Source organism: Pseudomonas tehranensis (assembly GCF_014268615.1).
Classification (GTDB): Bacteria; Pseudomonadota; Gammaproteobacteria; order Pseudomonadales; family Pseudomonadaceae; genus Aquipseudomonas; species Aquipseudomonas tehranensis.
On sequence record NZ_JABWQV010000071.1, the window covers coordinates 1 to 21,564 of the forward strand.

Consider the following 21,564-nt stretch of genomic DNA (forward strand, 5'->3'; position numbering starts at 1 on the left):
ATTATTCCCCAGCCATAATTTTCAATAATTCGCGAGTATTGAAAGCAGAAGCTGCTACGCAGCCCAGCGAGAGCACGCGCCCTCGCCACAAACGTGAATGCAGCCGTTTGATCAAATCTTGAACTGCTGCACCGAAGCCTGCATGGACCCCGCCGCATCGTTCAATTGATCCGCTGTTTGCGTCAGGTTGTGAATCGAGCGGGTGTTCTCGCGGGACTGCTCGGCAATCGACTCCACCCTCTGAGCCATTTCATCGCTGGCCTTCGATTGTTCGGCAATGGTCTGGGAAATTTCCTCGACCACTTCTGCCGCATGCCGGGCGCCGGTGCGGATTTCGCTGATGGACACCCCGGCCTGCTGGGCCAGTGACACGCCTTCGTCCACGCGGCTGACGCAAGCCTGCATGTTCGCTACCGCATCCCGGGCGCTGGTCTGGATGCGCTCGATCATCGCGGTGATTTCCTGGGTGGACTGAGTAGTGCGCGCCGCCAGGTTACGCACCTCATCGGCCACCACCGCAAAGCCGCGCCCCGCCTCCCCGGCACGGGCAGCTTCGATGGCGGCGTTGAGGGCCAACAGATTGGTTTGCTCGGCGATGCTCTTGATCACCTGAATGATCGAATGAATGTCTTCAGACGAGGCGTCCAGCGCCGTGATCTTGCTGGACGACTGATTGACCACCTCGGCAATCCGGCTCATACCTTCCACCACCCCAAGAATCACTTGCCCGCCGCTGCTGGCCAGTTGTTCGGACTGTGCCGAGATCGTCCGGGCGCTGTCGGCGTGCTGATGAATCTGGCTGATGTTCGCCATCATCTGCTCCATGCTCGCCGCCATGCTGGTGGCGCTCTGAGCCTGCTGATCGGCGCTGGACACAATCTGCCGCGCCGTATCGCCCAATACGCGCGAGGTGCCATGCAACTCGTCACTCTGGCTGCGGATCGTGGCGATCATTTGCCGCAAATTGACCTGCATCTGCTCGATCACGCGTTGCAACTGGCCCAGTTCATCCTTGCTGTGCGCGCCCATTGAGCGTTGCAAATCCCCTTGGGAAATCGCCTGAGTGTTGAGGATGATGTTATTCAGCGGCGTAAGCACCGCCTTGAGCAGGCTCCAGGACAACAGCGCCAACGCCACACAGGTGGCCAGCAACGTGAAAACCAGCCAGCGCTCCGACGTTTGAATGCTGTGGTCCTGATGCTCGCGGGTGGCATGGGCCTGGCTCTCGATCAACTCACTCACCGCCTCGTTACGCTCCTCCAGCGCCGAGAACGCCCCGTCGAACTCCGTCCGCAACGCCCGGCCATCCTGGGCACCACCCAACGCCTTAGCGATCACCTGCTGAGCCGATGCAATATAGGTTTCGACTTGCGGCTTCAGCTCGGTAATAGCCTGAGCGATCGCTTGCGGCAACTGGGCCTCGGCATTCTCGGCGATGACCTTGCGCATCCGTTGTGCATGCTCATCGAACGCCTCTCTCACCTCCTTGGCTCCCGCGGCATCCCCCGGCGCCACCAGCAAAGCGGCCAACACATCGCCACGAATGGCGTCGTGCATCATGTCCGCCTCCATGTGCTTGCGCATGGCCGAAATACTGGTTTCGCTGCGCGCCAGGGCGCTGGTCATGCTGATATAGCCCCACAACCCGATACCGCCGAGCACGAGGGCAAAGAAAAGGCTGATCAACCCCGAGCCTATGATCTTGGTCCTGATCTTCATCGCCTGATACTCCAGAGGGGGCGGGATTTGAGGGCAAGTGTAGTAGAGCGCAAGCGCAGCACCTGGTGCGGGCGACGCTGCTATAAAGGGTATCGGCGGAAAAAAGATTAAGTGAATATTGCGCACGGCCCGTGGCGAGGGAGCTTGCTCCCGCTGGGGTGCGAAGCAACCCCCTTGCACCTGCACCCGGTTCTCAGGGCCGGATCCAATGAAAAAAATCGGGGACAGACCACGATATTGAGCTAGCTGAGTAGTCGGCCCGACTCGTAATCGTGGTCTGTCCCCGAATTACCCTTTCAACTGGTGACCCTCTTCGTAATCACCAGCCTTTGGCGTCAGTCTTCCATAGCTCAGGAAAGCCCATGCGCTGGAAGTGCGCGGCGCCATACCTTTCTTCCATTGAAGCCAGCCTCGCTTTGAAGGTGCCGTTAAATCCTATCGAGCTCAGCAAGACATGAATCACCGTAAGCGAGGCGTAGACCGTCTTGTTGTCGGTAAACTTGATATCTTTGAGCTTTAGGTTGGTGGGAGAAACTCCCAGTTTAACGTCGATAAACCGGTCGTGATGTGCGGCCATATTCCGAAGCACGGTTAATGCGTGTAGCCAGCTTTCGAACACTTCCACCTGTGTAATACCGAATTTTGACGAGATGACTCTGCGGTCAACCGGGTCTCTGAGCATTGCGAAAATTTTCGACCAGGTTCCCAATGTCACGCATTCGCTCATCGCCCAACTGGGCGGAAGGTACGGGTCGTCGTAGTTCTCGTAGTAGGCTTTTATATAAAGCCGGGATGAGGCCCGTTCCACCTCTCCCTCGATTTTCGACAACATTTGCCCGATGCCAGCGCGTCCTTTCGGGGCAAATATCTCCATTTTCAGATACCAGTGCGGTGAGTACTTGAGGCTCAGCAGGTTACAGATCACGGTGCGAACGGCGACCTCCAGCCTTTCCACGGACTCCATGATAATGGCGCGAATTTCTCGATCGCACTCGTAACGCTGGCAGACATGCTCAAACGTTGTGTTAGGCAGGAAGTTTTTGGTCGCGAGGTCTTGGAGCTGATACCAATAGCCCTTCAGTCGGAAATGCCCCACGTAGGAGATGTATTTCAAGGCAAGGTCATCGTCGTCAACGATCAATCCTTGCGTCTTCAGCTTGGCGAGCAGTGCCTGGGGAGTGAGCGCGGTTTTCGCAAATGGGAGCTTTGCTGCGGTAGCCTGCTTGGCCATGGTCAAACTCCAGGCAAAAAAAACTCGCCTTTTGCACGCCTGCTTTGGGGCAGGACCCTACCCGTTGGGTAGGACGTGTGGCGAGTGTGTTGAGTCAAGGTTATTCGCCTTTGACAGACGGGTCAATCACTTTGGGGGGATCTGACAATCACTTTAGGCACCGCCCGTGGCGCTATCACCTAGGTGGCAACCTGACCGCCCCCCATCTCCTTCAGCAAATCATGGACGCAGAACGCGAGCGCTTACGTGCGGAGGTCATTGATGCGGATCAACCCTAAAAGAATTGGGGACAGACCACGATATTGAGTTAACGGAGTAGTCGGCCCCTCTCGAGCTTGCGCATGTATGGCAGAGTGCTAGCTTTATTGGCGTTGCCGTAACTGATCAAGCTTGGCGCCGAGCCAACACCCTCCAAGGAAAGCTGGTAATGGACCTACATAACGAATTCGAAAACAGTAATTTCTTCCACCATGCTCGTATTGATCGACGCGCTGCTGACGCACTGGTTGGGCTGGCTGCCGGGATTGCGGCAGATGGTGTGGTGAATACCACTGAAGCGGTGTTCCTGAAGCAATGGTTGGAAAGCAATCTGGCGCACCTGAACGATCCGGTGATCAATCTGCTGTATTCGCGTTTAGCGTGCATGCTTCAGGACGATGTTCTGGATCCGGATGAGTCTCATGAACTGCTGAATATCCTGCATGGTTTTTCTGGATTGAACATAGAGAGGCCAAAGGTCGGCGGTGCTGTTGCCGTTACTCCTACGGATCTTCCATTCAACTTGCCGGCGCCTGAATTGGTGTGGGACGGCCGGATGTTTGTGTTTACGGGGGTCATGGCCTTCGGGCCGCGCAAAGATTGCCAGGCGTTGGTCGAGGAGCGGGGTGGTTTGATTGGGGGCGGTGTGAGTAAAAAGGTGCATTACCTAGTGGTCGGCAGCGTGGGAAATGAGCAGTGGCGCCACAGTACCTACGGGACGAAGATCATGAAGGCAGTGGAGCTGAGGGAGGCGGGCGCTTCGATTGCCATTGTGGGTGAGGATCATTGGCTAAAGGTACTGTTTGGTTGAGGTTGTTTCGGTCGTAGTGCTTTAGGAAAGGCACCCTTTACCCGGCAGATTGTCGGTGGTTGTGATGGCCTCATCGCGAGCAGGCTCGCTCCCACAGAGGTCAGTGTGTGGATAGGAAAGTGGATGCGCAGAAACAACAAAGCCCTCGCATTTCTGCGAGGGCTTCGTTTTGTATGGTGCCGGCACCAGGAGTCGAACCCGGGACCTACTGATTACAAGTCAGTTGCTCTACCAACTGAGCTATACCGGCGTGTGGGCGACGATTATAGCGATTGGGTGCGTTCTGTAAACCCCTGAATTCTGACTATTTTTGCAGGGCCCTGGCTCAGGCGCGGCGTACGAGGTTGCGTACTTTCTGCAAGGTTCGCCAAGTACGGCTGTTTTGCAGGGCATGGAGTTGGGCTTCGGCCCGTTCAGCCCGTTTCAGAGCGGCGGTGAGCTGCTGGTCTGCGTCGTCGAGGGGGTGGCTGAATTTGTGGCCCTTGCAGAACTGGAACCCGTCGAGGTTGCACGGGGGGATGTCGAAAGCGGGTTTGAGCGCCAGGTGTTCTTCGGCGAGGTAAAAAGTGTTGAGGCCGTCGAACAGGATGGGCTGGTAGCCGGCGTCGGTGACGAGGGTTTCCCAGGTCTGGTCGCGGGCCCATGGGGTTTCGATGAGGATGATCCAAGGGCGCCAGCGGCTGAAGTCCATGCCGCGCAGCACGGTTTCTTCGTGACCTTCGACGTCTATTTTCAGGAAGTGGATGGGACGGTCCTGGGCGTATTGTTCGCAGATCGACGTCAGGGTGCGGGACTGGACGGTCTGGACACTGACGTTCATGCCGGCGTCGCGGTGTTGTTGGGCGACGCTGGCTTCGACGGTGGACAGGCCTGTGTCGGCAATGGTGTAGAAGGTCAGGCTGTCGGCGTTTTCGCCGGCCACGCATTGCAGGTTGATGTCGTCGGGACGTTGTTGGCAAAGGGCATCGTAGTACGCCGGCACCGGTTCGATGTTGATCCCGCGCCAACCGTGGTCGTAGAAAGCCCGGGTCACGGAATCTTCTGTCGGATGGTTGGCGCCTACGTCCAGATAAAAGCCGTTTTCCACCGATTGAAGGGCGCGCCACAGGCGTATGTCTTCGAAGTTCTGTGCGTAGGAAATGAACGTCACGGCCAGTCCTTGTATGTGTCGGCATTGTGTCAGTCACGATACGTAAGGCTGTTGTACTGCACGGGCGCGGTGGGCGCAATTGCTGGTGTGAGGGAGCACTGAGTTCGGCGGTTATGTCGTTTTGTTTGAGCGCTTATGCACAACGGGCGGGGCGGGGCGACTGTCATCTTGCGATTTTGTGACAGTTTTCTCGTTTGCTCGCAAATGCCTGTTTTAATGGTTTTTTATCCATATGAACAAAAAATGACCAGCCGCGGTTGCAGCAGAAAATCGCGGATTTCTTGGATCCAAGACTTTTTCATCAACAGAGTTATCCACAGGCTGTTTCGTATCAGTAACGCTCGGCCAGTAGCATCAGATTGCGTGGCGTCAGCGGCGTTTCGCAGAAGGTGCCGAGGCGGACGTGGTAATTTTTCTGGCTGAGAAAAAGTGCCCGATCCAGCACCAACCACAGCTCCAAAGGCCGCCGGAAAAGGCCTCGGACCAATTCCAGGTTGCGCACTTCGGCCAGACGCTGATGGCCGGCTGCTTCCAGTGCTGTCCAGTCAGGTGAGCCGACTGTGGATAAGTCTTTCATGGCGGCCAGATCGATGCAGTAGTCGGCGAAGGACTTTTCCAGCCAGGTGCTGGGAAGTGACGGGGTGGGCAGATAGTCGTCGCGGCCCCGGATTTGTCGTTGCAGCAGGTCAAAGCTCAGGCGCCGAGCCATGGACTGGTCCCGTTGCCGCCGGATACGTGCGCCGGCCGTGACGGTTTCTGTCAGGGGTAGACCGAGATCGTCCAGCGATAGCTGTAGGACCGAACCCTTGGCAGCGTCGGACAGTGGTTGATAGCGCTCGGCGCTGATGCGGTTGTAGCAGCACGGGGCGATGGCCAGTTGCGCGCAGCCAGCGGTACTCGCCAATTGCATCAGACGCACATGCAGGTCGCCGCAGGCGTGCAGGGCTACCGGCGTGTGTTCAGGGCGGATCGCCAGGTCGGCCTCTGCCGCCAGCACGTCTTGCTGCAAGTGCGTGGCGGGTAAACGGTGGCGTTGGCTCAGCTGCTGGCCGCTGGCGACCAGGGCTGGGTCGTATTCCAGGCAAGTCAGCTGTTGTTCATCCTGCAGCAAGCGTCGGCCAAGGTGACCTTTGCCGGCGCACCAATCGAGCCAGTGGGTTGGTTTGGTAGCGAAGTGCAGGCGGCTGGCGAACGCTTCGATCTGCTGCCATTTACGGCCTGGCACGTCGACGCTGAGGCGATGGGCGGCGGCTTTGAGCTCTTTGCCCGGCAGTTCTGCGACGGCGCTCAATGCATGGGAAATAGCCGCCAGTTCTGGAAATGGCGGGGGTGCATGTTGAATCAGCCAGGGTTGGTGATGGTCGTTTTCCGCGTCCTCCAGCGAGCGCTGGCGTAGCCATTGGGCCAGCTCAGGGTAGGACCCTTCCCATGGCAGTTGCAGGTGGGTGAACGGACGCGGTTTCCACAATGCCTGGTGCGTTGTGAGAAAAGCATCCAGCGCGGTGAAACGGGCGAGTAACGCCTCGCCCGTCAGCACGCCGCGGTCAGCGCCCTTGGCAGGCATCGACGCGCAACCAGCGCTCCAGCTGTTTGAAGCCCTGCACCAGCACGAACGCCATCAGCAGGTAGAACATGCCGGCCGCGAAGAAGATCTCCACGGGCAGGTAGGTCCGGGCAATGATGGTGCGGGCCATGCCGGTGAGTTCCAGCAGGGTCACGGTGCTCGCCAGGGCGCTGGCCTTGAGCATCAGAATCACTTCGTTGCTGTAGGCCGGCAGGCCGATGCGCGCGGCGCGAGGCAGGATGATGTAGAACAACGCCTTGGGGCGGGACATACCCAGGGCTCGCGCGGCTTCGATTTCACCACGAGGGATGGCCTGGATCGCGCCGCGCAGTATTTCAGCGATGTAGGCGGCGGTGTGCAGGGTCATGGTGGCTGTGGCGCACCAGAACGGATCGCGCAGGTACGGCCACAGCGAACTGCTGCGTACGGCGTCGAACTGCGCCAGACCGTAGTAGACCAGGAACAGCTGAACCAATAACGGCGTGCCACGGAAAAAGAAAATGTAGGCGTAGGGTAAAGCCCGCACGTACCACAGGCGTGAGGAGCGGGCGATACCCAGCGGAATCGCCAGCAGCAGACCGGCGATCACGGCGATGGCCACCAGTTCCAGGGTCAGTGTCGCGCCCTGGGCCAGTTTCGGCAGCCACTTGATGATGACTTCCCAGTTCATTGGGTGCTCCTGGCAAAGCCGCGAGCGGCACGTCGTTCCAGAAAATGCATGCCGATCATGGCGAGCACGGTAAGGCCCAGGTACATGAACGCGGCCACCATATAGAAGGTGAACGGTTGCTTGGACACGGTCACGCCGATTTGCGCATGGCGCATGATTTCTTCCAGGCCGATCACCGACACCAGCGCCGTGTCTTTCATCAGGATCATGAACAGGTTACCCAGCCCGGGCAGGGCGATGCGCCACATCTGCGGCATGATCAGCCGAGTGAAGATCCGCCACTTGGACAACCCCAGCGCCACGCCAGCTTCGCGATGGCCCTTGGGAATTGCCAGGATCGCGCCGCGAAATACTTCCGTGGCGTAGGCGCCAAAGCACAGGCCCAGGGCGATGACGCCGGCGGCGAAGGCGTTGAGGGAAAGGTCCGGGTTACCGAAGTATTCGCCCAGGGCACGCATGAGGTTGACGGTGCCGAAGTAGATCAGCAGCACCCAGAGCAATTCGGGGACGCCGCGAACCAGTGTCGAATAAGTGCCGCCCAGCCATTGCAGCGGCTTGTACGGGGAAGTCTTGGCCAAGGCGCCGAGCAAGCCGAGCACCAGCCCCAGGCAGAGGGCCGAGAGCGCCAGTTTGACGGTCATCAGCGCGCCGGCGGCGAGCGCCGGGCCGAATCCGTAGAGATCGATCATCATGGGTGTGTGTTCATATCGCGGCAGGCTTTGCTAAGAACCGGCACCGCAATGAAGCGGCGCCGGCCAGGCACGTCAGGATCAATAGATGCTGAACGGGAAGTATTTGTCGTTGATCTTTTTATAGGTGCCGTCGGCCACGATTTCCTTGAGCGCGGCGTTCAGCTTGGTGCGCAGTTCGTCGTCACCCTTGCGTACGGCGATACCGATCTTGTCGCTTTCCACCACCGGGTCGCCTTTGAATTCGAAGGCGGCGCCGTCTTTGCTCTTGAGCCATTCGTATTGCACGTATTTGTCCGCCAGGATGGCGTCAACGCGACCGGAGAGCAGGTCGAGGTAGGCGTTTTCCTGAGTATCGTAGAGCGTGACCTTGATGTTGTAGTCATCTTCCATGTTGCGGTCGTCCAGCCAGGTACCGGCCAGCGTCGCGCGTTGGGCACCAATGGTCTTGCCGCTCAGGTACGCCTTGTCGGTGCTGAAATCGGTGGTGGCCTTCGGCGCGATGAATTGCAGCTTGTTGGAATAGTACGGCTCGGTGAAGTCCACGGCCTGCTTGCGTTCCTCGGTAATCGACAGCGAGGAGATCAGGAAATCGAACTTCTTGGCGTTCAGGGCTGGAATGATACCGTCCCAGTCGGAGGTCACCACGCTGCATTCGACTTTCATCTTGGCGCACAGGGCATCGCCAATGTCCTTGTCGAAGCCGACCACGTTGCCGCTGGCATCTTTGTTATTGAACGGCGGGTAGGCCGCTTCGATGCCCATCTTCAGTGTTTCCGCGGCCATGGCGCTGGCCGAGAAGACCAGACTGGCGGCAGCGGCCAGGAGGAATTTCTTGTAGGTCTGCATAGGTACTGCTCCGTTAGCGGTTGCTGGACATGAATTGTTTGCAGCGCGCCGAAAGCGGGTTTTCGAAGACCTGCTGTGGCGATCCTTGCTCCTCGACCAGGCCTTGATGAAGGAACACCACCTCGCTGGAAACCTGACGGGCGAAGCCCATTTCGTGAGTCACCAGCAGCATGGTGCGGCCTTCTTCGGCCAGGGCGCGGATCACACTAAGTACTTCCTGGACCATTTCCGGGTCAAGGGCAGAGGTGGGCTCGTCGAACAGAATCACTTTAGGCTGCATCGCCAACGTGCGGGCGATGGCGGCGCGCTGCTGCTGACCACCGGAAAGTTCGGCAGGGTAGGCATGACGCTTGTCGGCGATGCCAACCTTGGCCAGCAGAGCTTCGGCCACTTCCACCGCCTCGGCCTTGCTCTGGCCGAGCACCCGGCGCGGGGCTTCGATGATGTTGTCGAGCACGCTCATGTGCGGCCAGAGGTTAAAGTTTTGAAACACAAAACCGATTTCGCTGCGCAGGCGGTTGATCTGTTTGCCATCGGCGGCCACCAGTTCACCGTTTTTCGCGGCCTTGAGCTTGAGTTCTTCGCCGGCCACCAGGATCTGGCCCTGGTTCGGGTTTTCCAGCAGGTTGATGCAGCGCAGAAATGTGGATTTGCCGGAACCGGAGGAACCCAGGATCGAGATCACATCGCCGTCGCGGGCGGTCAGCGAGACGCCTTTGAGCACCTCCAGCTTTCCGTAGCGTTTGTGCAGGTTGCGGATTTCAAGCGCGGGCGTGGCCTGGGCCATGTGCGGTCCTCATGGTGTGTGCTCCCTTGCTGTTGGCGGCCTTCCTGGCGAGGCGGCCAAGCTAGCATAGCGCCCGAATGGCAGCCAACAGCGCTACGGGTGGTAAACCGTGAATGTGCGGCAGCTTGTCGCATCGGCGCAGCAGACTGTCGCGCCATCAACAACCAAACGGCCGTTCGAACTCTGTTTACCGGTAAAAATCCCGGGGAGTCGCGTAAAAAAAGGCGCGATGGTGCCAGCTTTGGGCGGGGGTTGGAAGGGTTAACCGGATGAGTGTTGCCGTTGTGCGTTTTTATCGTCCATAGGCGATTTTAGCTGGCTGTTCTCATCTGCGTGAGGCTGGTCGCGTTTTATTCGCTGGCGGGCTCTTCCATCAACTGGCGATAACGATCCAGCGCCTCGCCGAAGTCCTTGATGAACTCCGGGGTGCTGAGCCAGCGCTGGGCCGTCTCGCGGTCCATGTCGTCGGCCCACATGCGGTAGTCCACCAGCATGTCGGCGGCCAGGTTGGTGGCGGCCATGCTTTCGTTCTCGGCGTTTTTCAGGTCCAGCAGGCCCGGGCGTTCGCTGATCATCACGCTGACGGACGCGAGCAGGGTGTCGAGCATTTCGCTGCGGCTTATGGCCTCGGCTTCGCGCAGCTTGGCGAACAGCTCGAGCACGTAGACCGGTGGCTGGGCGGTGGCGTGGGCCGGGTCGCCATACATAGGGATGGATTTACGCCCGCTCATGCGGATTTGCTTGGCTTTGTCTTTGGCGCGCTTGGCGCGTTTTTGCTGTTTGTTCAGTGAGGCCATTGGGCTTCGGTTTCCAGTGGGTTAGGGGGCGATGCCCGGCTCAGTTGATCTTCGGCACGGTAAAGCTGAATTCGCTGCCCTTGCCGGGTTGGCTTTCGGCATGCAGTTTACCGCCATGGGCCTGGACAATCCCCTTGGAAATATACAAACCCAGTCCAGTGCCGTTCGGGTTGCCTTCCTTGACTGTCCAGTAGCGGTCAAACACGTGAGGTAATTGTTCCGGCTTGATTCCTTCGCCGGTATCACGAACGCTGAACACGATCTCGTCACCCACCGACATCGCGCTGATGCCTACGCTGCCTTGCCGGGGAGTGAATTTGATGGCGTTTCCGATCAGGTTGGACAGCACCTGGAACAGCCGCTCGGGGTCGGCATTGATCTTCAGGTCGGGTTCGGCGTGGAACGAAATATCGATGGCCTTGGCGGTTGCCAGTGGCGTCAGCAGCGAGCAGGCGTCTTCGAATATCTGACTGACGTCCATCGGCTGGGGGTGGATGGTGTAGCGTCCGGCGTCGATGCGCGAAGTGTCCAGCAGGTCTTCGAGCAGTACGTTCATGCGGCTGGCGGCCTGTTGCATGGTGTCGATGGCTGAGGCAATTCGCTTGGAGCTATGGGAGCCGTCGGAGCTGAAGGACTTTTGCATCATGCCGCAGAGCATGGATATGACCGTCATCGGGTTGCGCAGGTCATGGGACACCACTGCCACCAGTTCATCGCGCGCCTGCACGGCCTGACGCTCCTTGTGGACTTGCCGGGCCAGATCGTTTTCCAGGGCCGAGCGACGCAGGTCGTTGGCGGCAAACAGATCGCCGTGGGTCCATTTGGTACTGATGCCGGCCATTTCGACTTTCCAGATTTCGAAAGACGTCCGCGGTCGCAGGCGCAAACCGGTCTCGCTGCTTTCCAGGTCCAGGGGTTTTTGCGGGTCGCCGCTCCACTGGATGGTTTGCTTCACCTCGGGGCGGAACCACAGCACGCCATTTTCCACAGGCTTGGGTAGATGAATCGCCAGCACGCCGCTCGCCACGTCCTGATAAGCCTGGGCCGGAGCGAAAACGCTGCTCAGGTTGTGGTGGGAGAAAACGGCCTCGCCAGTCTCCAGCATCCATTTATGCAGCTCGCGGATCTGCTCCGCTTCCGGACACTGACCGTGGCGGTGCAGCTTGTTGTCCTCGAGGATCGCGACGCCGGTGGCGCCGGCCAGGTCCATCAGCCGTTGGGGTTCGCGGGACAAGCCGTCAAAGACATTGTCGCTGGACTCGGCCATGGCGGTGGCGAGCACCTTGAGGTCCTCAAGCTTGGTGTCCCGTTGGCGGGTCAGCTCCAGTGCTTGCATGGCGCTGATCTGCAGCGACAGCACTTGGCCGATGGTCTGGCAGGCCATGCGCATCTCATGGGGCACGAGCAGTGGTTGGCGGTTACCGCAACTGATCAGGCCCCACAGCCGTTCGCCCTCCATCAGGGAAATGCTCATGGACGACAGCACACCCATGTTCTTCATGTATTGGCGGTGGATCGGCGAGACACTGCGCAGGGTAGAAAAGCTCAGGTCCAGGGCTGTTTGCGTGTCGGGGCGCAACGCCGGGACCAATGGTACCGGTGTGTAGTCAGCGTTGGGGATGATCCGCAGCCAGTTGGTGCGATACAGCTCCCGGGCCTGCTCAGGGATGTCGGATGCCGGGAAGAACAGGCCTTTATAGAGTTCCATCGACGGCGCGCTGGCCTCGGCGATCACCTGGCCGTGGCCTTCTTCTTCGAAGCGATAGATCAGCACCCGGTCGTAGCCGGTCATGGCCTGAATTTCTCTAACGCTGATTTCGTAGAGAGCCTGAAGGCTTTTCGCGCTTTGCAGGCGCTGCAACATGCGCCCCAGGTTGGCTTCGCCGCTGACACCTTCGGGACGGTAGTCGCTCAGGTGCTGTTCCAGTTCGACGATGAGGGCGCCTTGATGGCGGTGGACCAGGGCGTCAAAACGCAGTTGGTTCACGACAATCTCCACGGGCGCGTTGTCGCCATCCGCATCGGTGCGACAGGCCTTGAGGATGGCTTGGGCCTGCTGCTGCCCGAACAGTGCGTCCAGCGTCTGGCCCGGGAGACCGTGAGGGTCGTGTCCCATCAATTGCAAAACGTTGGCGCTGACCTGCCGGATGACGAAGTCGGGCTCGGACAGCATCAGCAGCACACCATGCGGCTGGATGGCCCCAGGGAAGCGAATCGGTTCATCTGCACAGTTGGCCAGCAGCTCTTCGAAGGCTTCCTGGTTTTCCGGGGTCATAACAATACCTTTTGGCTGTCCAGCCAGTGTTCAAAATGGGTAAACGTCGCTTTGGCGGCACGTGTGACTTCGAGCGTTTGAGCGTCGCCAAGGTTCCTGTCGCCCAGGTATTGAAGGAAATCCTTCCAGCGCCGGCCGGTGAGTTCGCCATACACATTGAGAAACGCCGCGCCGCTGGAGGCATCAAGACCCAGCTGTTCGGCCACTCTGCGGCGCAGGATCTGCCCCCCGAGAGTTGCGCCTTCCAGCACATAGGAAACCCCGAGAGCGGCGGCACGGGAGTCGATCTGCGGCAGGTCCGCGCAGGTGGGCAGTGTCTCGATAGCGTGGTCACCCAGGCCAAGTGCCGTAAGGTCCGCCCGCAGTACGGGGAGTTTGATCCGCAGGGATTGGTCCAGCCCCGTCGGTGTCAGCGTCAGAACATGAAGTCGTTGTTCCAGCGGCTTATAAAAGCCGTAGTAGGCCGCCATCAGGCGCCGGTACAGGTCGAGGTCCAGCTGTTCGGAGAAAAACGGCAAGCGTTTTTCCAGGGCGACGTGCAGCTCAGCGGTTTCGGTCCGCAATGCCTGAATCAGAGAAGGGGGAGGTGCGGCCGGTGACATGCGCGATAGAGCTCGTTGACTGGAGCGTTGCTGGAAAAAAAGCGCATCAATCTTACACAGATTTTTTGCCGAGAACGGTCATCAGCTGTCGGCTGTCATTTCGCCCGTCGCCAGGCCCGGTTGCCAACTCTCAAGCCTTTCCCGTTCGCGATCCAGCTCATTGCGCAGCTCTTCTTCCGTAGGGAGCACCAGTTTGTACTGGCTGGCGAACAATTGTTCGTTGCCTTGCAGGACAGAGTAACGCACCACCGATTCATCTTTTTGGGCGCAGAGAATAATGCCAACAGTGGGTTTGTCATCGGGACTGCGCTTGAGGTCGTCGTAGAGACGCACATACATGTCCATCTGCCCAATGTCCTGATGGCTCAGCTCACCGCGCTTGAGGTCGACGATCACAAAACACTTGAGCAGGTAATTGTAAAAGACCAGATCGAGGTAGAAGTCTTTGCTTTCGGTGCTGATGCGCTGTTGGCGAGCGATGAAGGCGAAGCCTTTGCCCAACTCAAGGAGAAAGCCCTGTAGCTGGTCGATCAAGGCTTGCTCCAGGTCGGTTTCCAGCAAAGCGCCGGCATTGGGCATTCCGAGGAACTCCAGGACTACCGGATCCCTGACGATGTCCCTTGGGCTGAGATTGAGCTTTTCAGTATGGGAAGTCGCCTCCTGTTTCACTGCCGGGCGGTCTTGACTGGCCAGCAGGCGTTCGTAATAGAAGGTGCCGATCTGGCGTTCCAAGGCGCGGGTGGACCAGTTTTGGATGGCGATTTCGTTCATGTACCAATGACGGGCGTTTGGGTCTTCTACTCGCAGAAGTGTGCGGTAATGGGTCCAGCTCAATTCGGAACGCACTGCGTTCCAAATTGGAAACGATTGATAAAAGTCCCGCATGTGGCGCAGATTGCGTTCATCAAACCCTTTCCCAAACCTCGCTGTCAGTACTTTCGCCAGCGACGGCAGCAGTCGTGCGCCATAAGTCGCCCGCTCGGCTCCTCCCTGTTCGAATTCGACGATGTGCCGCCCAATCTGCCAGCAGGTTTGAACCTGAAGCGTATCGACGGCACGCAGCACTTTCTGGCGTGCCTGGCGGATCAGTTCACCTAGCTCATTAATCAGAGGGGCAAGCTTTGGGTCGTCTTGAGGGAGAAGTGCGGTCATCGAAATGTCAGCCGTGAGAATGGGCGGACCAAAAGGATGCTCTGGACGACGTTTCGATGATGCAGGGCGAGTCTGATTAGGCGGGAGGAAAGCCGTCCGATTCTTGCAGGACGGGTTTGACGCCGCCTGATCTTGGCTGACCCTGGCTTGTAGGAGCTATCCCGGTAGGGCGTCATCCACTGCCAACGTCCTCGTAACGGGGACGATGATCAGATCGAACCTTGGGCCAGCGCAGTGGACGCGGCGACATAATCGGCCTGGAATTGTTCACTCTCGACCCAGTCCAGCGCGGCCTGCTCATCGACGCCCGTGGTCAGGCGACGGTATTCGATCAGGGCGGTAATGATGAAGTCAGTGGCCTCTTCCTCGCCTTCCTGCTCCAGCACAAGCGCCAGCAGCGGATGCCCTAAGAAGACCGCGCACAGGGCCTGCTGGCTGATCTTTTCAGCCGCGCGCATGACTTGGAACAGCTCCGTCAAGTCCACGGTTTCCAGATCGATGCGCTCATCGTTCGGGTCCAGGAAATCGTTCGGCGCAGCAGCACGCTGAATGCGGTTCTTTTTGGCTTTCGCCTTGGCGCGCTGGTTTCGTTTCTGCTGTTTGTTTGCCGATGACATGGTCAGATTCCTGACGTGAAAATAAGGCCGCCTATGCTACAGCTTCAGGGCAAACCCTTCGAATTTCTATCCGCCTCAGACAGGGTGGCAGCGGAAATAAATTTCACGCAATAAAAAACCCCGATCAATTTCTTGATCGGGGTTTTCGGTATTTGGTGCCCAGAGACGGAATCGAACCGCCGACACGGGGATTTTCAATCCCCTGCTCTACCGACTGAGCTATCTGGGCAACGGGGCGCATTAAACGGGTTTTTCAGGGGGTCGTCAAGCACGTTATCAAAAAATATTTAATTATTACCGTCGCTTACGATCCGCCCCGGTTCTGGGTGGCCTATTCGGACGGCGGCACGTAGCCTTCGGCCTTGGCGTATTCTTCGCCGGAAAAGAACTTTTCCATTTCGCCTTGAAGGTATTTGCGGTCTTCGGCGTTCATCATGTTCAGGCGTTTTTCGTTGATCAGCAGGGTCTGGTGTTTTTGCCAGTCCGCCCAGGCCTTGGCCGAGACATTGTCGTAGATGTCCTGGCCTTTGACGCCCGGAAAGGGCGCGCGCTCCAGGCCTTCCAGTTGTTCTTTGTACTTGCGGCACATCACGGTGCGGGTCATTGCAACTCTCCTGCGTTCAATACGGCGGCCGCGCGTTCGAGCAAGGTCTTGACCGGGGCGGCGAGGCCCAGGCGCGGCGGGGTGGCGAGGTTATACCAGAGCCAGTCGGCCTCGGCCACGTGATGGCCGGTTTCCCGGACCCGGACCAGCCAGGGTTCGATCGCCAACTGAAAGTGGCTGAAAGTGTGTACCAGAGCTGGCATTTCCTGCTGTTTGCCCAGTTCCAGCGAGTGTTGCAGGGCCAGGTGTTGCAGGTCGTCGAGGTCGTCGAGTTCCGGCAGGCTCCATAAGCCGCCCCACAGGCCCGTGGAGGGGCGACGATAAAGCAGAATTGCGCCTTCGCGGTTGGCCAGCATTGGCATCAGCGTGCGTTTTTTGGGCACGTCCTTGCGGGGCTTGGGGATCGGGTAGCGGGTCTCCAGCCCGAGCATGTGGGCTTGGCAGCCTTTTTTCAGCGGGCAAAGCAGGCAACTGGGTTTGCTGCGGGTACACAGTGTGGCGCCCAGGTCCATCATTGCCTGGGTGTAGGCGTTGACCCGGTCTTGAGGCGTGAAGCGCTCGGCGGTCGCCCACAATTGCTTCGCGACCTTCGGCTCGCCCGGGTAACCCTCCTGGGCGGTGAAGCGCGCCAGCACCCGCTTGACGTTGCCATCGAGGATCGGTGCCCGCAGGCCCATGCTGATGCTGGCGATGGCGCCGGCTGTGGACAGGCCGATCCCCGGCAACTCGGTGAGTTTTTCCACGTCACGGGGGAATTCACCGCCATATTGGTCGACAACGATCTTCGCGGTTTTCTGCAGATTACGGGCGCGGGTGTAGTAGCCCAGGCCGGTCCACAGGTGCAGCACTTCGTCTTCCGGCGCGGCGGCCAGAGCTTGCACGGTGGGCAGCGAGGCCATGAACCGGTCGAAATAATTGAGCACGGTGCTGACCTGGGTCTGCTGCAGCATGATTTCCGAGACCCACACCCGATACGGATTGATGTCTTGCTGCCAAGGCAAGTTGTGGCGCCCGTGGCGGTCGAACCAGTCCAGTACGGCGCTGGAAAACTGCTCGGCGGTCATCGCTTGAACAACCCCTTGAGCGCGTCCTTCAGCTCGGGGCTGACCTTGTCGCCGAGCTTCTCGTCGATCTTCTCATTGAGCTTGTCGCCGAGGCGGTCGCCGGCCAGTTTCGCGGCGACTTTGCCCAGACCTTCGTTGTCCAGGCGACATGCCTTCGCGCCCAGCTCCAGCGGACCGCGGCAGCGCAACGGCCATTCGACATCGACGTAACGTTCGTTGACCTGGCAAGCCGGGTCGGGCATGTCGCTCTTGTCGCCTTCGATGATGATGCCGACGCGGTAATCCATGCCCAGCACGCGCAGGTCGATATCGCCGTTACCGTTGACGGTCATGCCAGGAATGCGGACCTTCAGGTCCGGGTTGCTGGCCACGCCGCTGCGAAAGGTGAGATTGCCGTTGAGTTGCTCGAACGGTGTGTCCTTGCCCCGGGGCTCGCCACTGAGGGTTTTACGATTGAGGGTGGCGATGCCTCTGCACAATTGCTGCTCGAGGTTGGCATTGAGCAGTACACCATCGTTGATGACGAACCCGGCAGTGCCGTTGAGGCTGTCGATCAGGGCCTTTTGGCTGTTGCCGCTGGCGGTCACGGCGCTGTTGAGTGTCACCAGGCCTTTGACGGGCGGATTCTTGCCCTGGCTTTCGATGATTTTCTCGGCCGGTACCCGGTTGATGCGGGTTTGCAGGTTCAACTGCGGCATGGGCTGGCGCACGTCCAGCGTGCCTTTGACTTCGAAGTTGCCGTTGTACAGATCGCCCCGCAGGTTTTCCAGGGTCAGCAGGCCGCCCTGGCCGGTGGCCTTGAGGGCGGCATTCTGGATCGGCAGTTTATCGAGGGTCAGTTGACCGAAGGTCAGGTCGGCATCCAGGTCCAGTTTGCCCAGGCGTTCGACCGGAAACAGCCGGTCGTTGCTCCAGGCGCCCTGGGTGGGTGCGCTCGGCAACGGTGTGCTGCCGGCGCCGGCCATGGCATTGGCTTCGGTGTTGCTGACCTCCGCCTCACGGGCTGCCTTGGAACTGTCGGCCTCGGCGGATTTTGGCGGCAGGTAGCGGTCAACGTTGAAGGTATCAGCCTTGAGCTGCGCACGCAGTGACTGCTTGGCAAAGTCTTCCACGGCGATACGACCGCTGAAGGTGCTGTCGTCGATTTTCAGATTGATGCTATTGAATTCGGCGCTGGTCGGCGTGGCCGCAATGCGGGTGACCAGTTCGACTTTGCTCAGGCTGCCTTCGGCCATGGCCGGCAGTTGCTGACCGACGCCGTCGACGAATTTCGCCAGGTCGAATTGGGCGATCGACATGCCGCCGCTCAGTTGCGGGGTCTTGTCCAGATCATTGACCTTCAGTTCGCCCAACGCCCGCAGTTGATTGATGGACAGCTTGATGCCGGTCCATTCGGCGACGTTCGCCGCTTTATCCAGGAGTAACTGCCCGTGTGCCGCGAACGTCACGGTCTTGCCTTGCAAAGGGTCGCCCGTGGCTTCGCCGGACAGCTTCAGGTCTTCGAACTTGTAGCGCTGCAAGGCGCGCTCAAAGCGCAGCTCGCCCGTGACTTCGGTGCGCACGCGCACGGCTGGTTGGTTGCTGGCCAGGAATGCGGTGAGGGTGACCGGAATGTTGGTGGAGTCATGGATCGGGCCGGTGCTCAGTTGGATGCTTTCGGCGGTGAACTGCCTGCCGGCCTGCTCGTCGGTGTATTCGACACGGGCGTTGTTCACGGTCAGGCTGTCGATGTCCAGGCGGGTTGGCTGGGCCGGTTTCTGCGCCGGGGTGCTGTCCCCAGGGGCAGGCTGTTCGGCCGGTGCCGGGGCGTTTGCCGTGGTTTTAGACGCGGGGGCCTTGCCGATGTCTTCCCAATTGCCGTGGCCGTTCTTGTCACGGTTGAGTCGCAGGTTCAGGCCTTCGACCCGCACGTCGCTCATCTGCACTTCCCGGCGCAGCAGTGGAATCACGCGCACGGAAAGGCCGAGCATCTGCAGGTCGGCGAACGGTTGTGTCGGGTTTGCCAGGGTGGCGACGCTGGCTTCGTGCAACTCCAGACCCAGCCACGGGAAAAGGCTCCAGCCGATGTCGCCATTGAGGGTCAGCTCAATATGGGCCTTGTCGCGGGCTATCTGGCGGATCTCTTCTTTATAGTCGTTGGGATCGAAGAGGTGGGTCAGGGCAAAGCCCAAGGCCACAATGACCAGCAACAGCCCGAGGAGTACCAGACCCAGGATTTTGCCGAACGCTTTCATGGGCGAGTCCTTGTAGGTTGAGTTCAAAAATTAGCCTGGGAGTATAACGCCCTGACCTGGTGGCGCGTTGGGTGATCGTTCTTTCTGACAGGCTTGGGGGCCATGGAACCGGTGGCGAGGGCTGCGCTGAACTCCCGGAGCTAGGCCTGCTCCAGTGCCAGCTTCAATTTGGCCGCCAGCGCCTGGGCTTCCAGATGACCGGGTGGGGCCAAGAGCTTCAGTTCAGCACCGTGTTGCGTAGCCATTTTCCGTGCTTCGCTGACCAATCGTTCCGCCACCCCACGACGACGGGTAATGTTTCGCACACACATTTGGGACAAGTGCCAGACGTCCTGGTGCCGTTGCAGCCGTGCGGCACCGAGCAACCGGTCATTGAAGCGGGCTGCGATCAACGCGCCGTCCTCCAAGCATGTGCGTATCAAATGTGTGCCGTCAGTGAACGGCTCGAACAGCCAGGCCGGGGCATCCTGGTAGATCTTGTGCAGGTCCTGCTGGTCCCGACAGGTGGCGTCATTCAACTGCTCGACAACGATGGGCATATAAATTCCTGAAAAATAAACGATTCACACCCTACAGAAAACGTGCAACGGCGCGATAAGACAGAAGATGTAAAAAAGGTGATGGCATTTTGGCTTTTCTGTCATAAGCAAATGGTAACCTTTACCCGTTCGCCCGTCCTTCTGCGACTCAATGTCGCACCAAAATGAAGCTTCACCAGAAAATACAGTCGTGCTTTGCGTGCAATAAGGCTGAGGGTGATGCATGGCTGGCGAGCCATACCAATAACTGGGGGATACACAAATGAGCACGAGCATCACGGCGGACGGCTTTGCCGACCAGCCTGCGTTCCTCTCCAAGGAACGCATTATCGCCAAGCCCGGATTCAACCGGTGGCTGGTTCCACCGGCCGCACTGGCCATTCACCTGTGCATCGGCATGGCCTACGGCTTTTCGGTGTTCTGGTTGCCGTTGTCCAAGGCACTGGGCGTCACCAAGCCTGTAGCCTGTGCACCGGACATGAGCTTCATCGCACAAGTCTTTTCATCCCAATGTGACTGGCCGATCTCGATGCTCGGCTGGATCTACACCCTGTTCTTCATCTTCCTGGGTTGCTCGGCAGCCATCTGGGGCGGCTGGCTGGAACACGCTGGGCCGCGCAAGGCTGGCGTTGTATCGGCCTTGTGCTGGTGCGGCGGTCTGCTGATTTCCGCGTTGGGTATCTACACTCACCAGATCTGGCTGATGTGGGTCGGCTCCGGGGTCATCGGTGGTATCGGCCTGGGGCTGGGCTACATCTCCCCGGTTTCGACGCTGATCAAGTGGTTCCCGGACAAGCGTGGCATGGCCACCGGTATGGCGATCATGGGCTTTGGCGGCGGCGCGATGGTAGGTGCTCCGCTGGCTGCAGCCCTGATGAGCCATTTCTCTTCGCCGACTGAAGTGGGTGTATGGCAAAGCTTCCTGGTCATGGCTGCGATCTACTTCGTATTCATGATCGGTGGTGCCCTGTCGTACCGCGTTCCGCCGACCGGCTGGAAGCCTGAAGGCTGGACTCCCGCACCGAAGAAAGCCGCGAACGCGATGATCACCCATCGCCACGTTCACGTGAACGTAGCCTGGAAAACCCCGCAGTTCCGTCTGGTATGGCTGGTGCTGTGCCTGAACGTATCCGCCGGTATCGGTATTCTGGGCATGGCTTCGCCGCTGTTGCAGGAAGTGTTTGGCGGTAAGTTGCTCGGTACCGACCTGCCTTTCGGTCAACTGGACGCTGTGCAGTTGGGTCAAATTGCTGCCATCGCGGCCGGTTTCACTGGCCTGCTGAGCTTGTTCAACATTGGTGGGCGGTTCTTCTGGGCATCCTGCTCGGATTACCTGGGCCGTAAAAACACCTATTTCGTGTTCTTCGCCCTGGGCTTTGCCCTGTACGCGCTGATCCCGAACCTGGGCCATCTGGGCAGCGTCGCGCTGTTCGTGGCGGCGTTCTGCATCATCCTGTCGATGTACGGCGGCGGTTTCGCCACCGTGCCAGCCTACCTGGCGGACCTGTTCGGTACGCAAATGGTCGGCGCGATCCACGGTCGCCTGTTGACGGCTTGGGCTGCGGCGGGCGTGTTGGGTCCGGTATTGGTGAACTACCTGCGTGAATATCAGTTGAGCATCGGTGTTGAACGCGCCGCGGCCTATGACATCACCTTGTACATTCTCGCCGGCCTGCTGGTGCTGGGCTTCCTGTGCAACATGATGGTCCGTCCGGTCGCCGACAAGTACTTCATGACCGATGCCGAACTGGCCGCCGAACAGGCGCTGGGCCATGACAAGGGCGCCGACAGCACTACTTCGCTGGAGTGGAAAGCTGCGCCGGGCACCAAGCCTTTGGCGATCGCCGCCTGGCTGGTGGTGGGCATTCCGTTGGCGTGGGGTGTGTGGATAACCCTGCAGAAGACGGCGGTGTTGTTCCAGTAAGACTGTTGCCCGAACCTTCAAGGTGAGG

The 21,564-nt window shown here is 59.3% G+C and carries 19 protein-coding genes and 2 tRNA genes; 2 read left to right on the plus strand and 19 right to left on the minus strand.

Annotated features, from left to right (window positions below):
• Positions 1-111: 111 nt before the first annotated feature.
• Both HU811_RS13165 and HU811_RS13170 read right to left on the minus strand, forming a co-directional pair.
• Entirely contained in the window at positions 112-1,719 is a 1,608-nt protein-coding gene (locus HU811_RS13165; protein ID WP_186656279.1) for a methyl-accepting chemotaxis protein, read from the minus strand.
• A gap of 319 nt (positions 1,720-2,038) precedes the next feature.
• The gene (locus tag HU811_RS13170; protein WP_186656280.1) at positions 2,039-2,950 is read right to left on the minus strand and encodes an Abi family protein; all 912 of its coding nucleotides are present in this window, start codon (positions 2,948-2,950) and stop codon (positions 2,039-2,041) included.
• A 427-nt stretch (positions 2,951-3,377) separates the two neighbouring features.
• Between HU811_RS13170 and HU811_RS13175 the strand changes: the two genes are divergently transcribed.
• A complete protein-coding gene (locus HU811_RS13175) occupies positions 3,378-4,019 on the plus strand; it encodes a BRCT domain-containing protein (RefSeq protein ID WP_186656281.1) in 642 nt (213 codons plus the stop codon).
• Positions 4,020-4,193: 174 nt separating this feature from the next.
• Here HU811_RS13175 and HU811_RS13180 read toward each other — a convergent pair.
• The 17 genes from HU811_RS13180 to HU811_RS13260 form a co-directional block, all read right to left on the minus strand.
• Positions 4,194-4,269, minus strand: a tRNA-Thr gene (locus HU811_RS13180).
• 75 nt (positions 4,270-4,344) lie between these two features.
• Positions 4,345-5,169: an FkbM family methyltransferase gene (locus tag HU811_RS13185; protein WP_186656282.1), complete on the minus strand. Its 825-nt coding sequence runs from the start codon at positions 5,167-5,169 to the stop codon at positions 4,345-4,347.
• Between the two features lie 331 nt (positions 5,170-5,500).
• Positions 5,501-6,733: a methyltransferase gene (locus HU811_RS13190; protein WP_186656283.1), complete on the minus strand. Its 1,233-nt coding sequence runs from the start codon at positions 6,731-6,733 to the stop codon at positions 5,501-5,503.
• Positions 6,714-7,403: an ABC transporter permease gene (locus tag HU811_RS13195; RefSeq protein ID WP_047226885.1), complete on the minus strand. Its 690-nt coding sequence runs from the start codon at positions 7,401-7,403 to the stop codon at positions 6,714-6,716. Before HU811_RS13195 ends, HU811_RS13190 begins: the two co-directional genes overlap by 20 nt.
• The gene (locus HU811_RS13200) at positions 7,400-8,095 is read right to left on the minus strand and encodes an ABC transporter permease (protein ID WP_092455886.1); all 696 of its coding nucleotides are present in this window, start codon (positions 8,093-8,095) and stop codon (positions 7,400-7,402) included. The genes HU811_RS13195 and HU811_RS13200 overlap by 4 nt, the downstream gene beginning before the upstream one ends.
• A gap of 78 nt (positions 8,096-8,173) precedes the next feature.
• On the minus strand, positions 8,174-8,941 hold the full coding sequence (locus HU811_RS13205) for an ABC transporter substrate-binding protein (protein WP_186656284.1): 768 nt from the start codon (positions 8,939-8,941) through the stop codon (positions 8,174-8,176).
• 13 nt (positions 8,942-8,954) lie between these two features.
• On the minus strand, positions 8,955-9,728 hold the full coding sequence (locus HU811_RS13210) for an ABC transporter ATP-binding protein (RefSeq protein WP_092401369.1): 774 nt from the start codon (positions 9,726-9,728) through the stop codon (positions 8,955-8,957).
• Positions 9,729-10,078: 350 nt separating this feature from the next.
• Positions 10,079-10,525: a hypothetical protein gene (locus HU811_RS13215; RefSeq protein ID WP_092401372.1), complete on the minus strand. Its 447-nt coding sequence runs from the start codon at positions 10,523-10,525 to the stop codon at positions 10,079-10,081.
• A gap of 40 nt (positions 10,526-10,565) precedes the next feature.
• The gene (locus HU811_RS13220; protein WP_186656285.1) at positions 10,566-12,800 is read right to left on the minus strand and encodes an ATP-binding protein; all 2,235 of its coding nucleotides are present in this window, start codon (positions 12,798-12,800) and stop codon (positions 10,566-10,568) included.
• Positions 12,797-13,402, minus strand: coding sequence for a biliverdin-producing heme oxygenase (locus HU811_RS13225; protein ID WP_092401377.1), 606 nt, complete (start codon positions 13,400-13,402; stop codon positions 12,797-12,799). The genes HU811_RS13220 and HU811_RS13225 overlap by 4 nt, the downstream gene beginning before the upstream one ends.
• 81 nt (positions 13,403-13,483) lie before the next feature.
• Positions 13,484-14,554 carry a PDDEXK nuclease domain-containing protein gene (locus HU811_RS13230; protein WP_186656286.1) on the minus strand — a complete coding sequence of 357 codons (1,071 nt, stop codon included), beginning with the start codon at positions 14,552-14,554 and terminating at the stop codon, positions 13,484-13,486.
• Positions 14,555-14,763: 209 nt separating this feature from the next.
• Positions 14,764-15,171 (minus strand): hypothetical protein, encoded by a 408-nt coding sequence (locus tag HU811_RS13235; protein ID WP_186656289.1) that lies wholly within the window; start codon positions 15,169-15,171, stop codon positions 14,764-14,766.
• Positions 15,172-15,324: 153 nt separating this feature from the next.
• Positions 15,325-15,400, minus strand: a tRNA-Phe gene (locus HU811_RS13240).
• A 102-nt stretch (positions 15,401-15,502) separates the two neighbouring features.
• Entirely contained in the window at positions 15,503-15,775 is a 273-nt protein-coding gene (locus HU811_RS13245) for an oxidative damage protection protein (RefSeq protein WP_092401386.1), read from the minus strand.
• Positions 15,772-16,839, minus strand: coding sequence for an A/G-specific adenine glycosylase (gene mutY, locus HU811_RS13250; protein ID WP_186656290.1), 1,068 nt, complete (start codon positions 16,837-16,839; stop codon positions 15,772-15,774). Before mutY ends, HU811_RS13245 begins: the two co-directional genes overlap by 4 nt.
• Entirely contained in the window at positions 16,836-19,073 is a 2,238-nt protein-coding gene (locus HU811_RS13255) for an AsmA family protein (RefSeq protein ID WP_186656291.1), read from the minus strand. The genes mutY and HU811_RS13255 overlap by 4 nt, the downstream gene beginning before the upstream one ends.
• Before the next feature lie 140 nt (positions 19,074-19,213).
• Positions 19,214-19,612 carry an acetyl-CoA sensor PanZ family protein gene (locus HU811_RS13260; RefSeq protein ID WP_186656292.1) on the minus strand — a complete coding sequence of 133 codons (399 nt, stop codon included), beginning with the start codon at positions 19,610-19,612 and terminating at the stop codon, positions 19,214-19,216.
• 262 nt (positions 19,613-19,874) lie between these two features.
• On the opposite strand from HU811_RS13260, the gene HU811_RS13265 reads away from it, so the two are divergent.
• Positions 19,875-21,536, plus strand: coding sequence for an OFA family MFS transporter (locus HU811_RS13265; protein ID WP_092455873.1), 1,662 nt, complete (start codon positions 19,875-19,877; stop codon positions 21,534-21,536).
• Positions 21,537-21,564 lie beyond the last annotated feature (28 nt).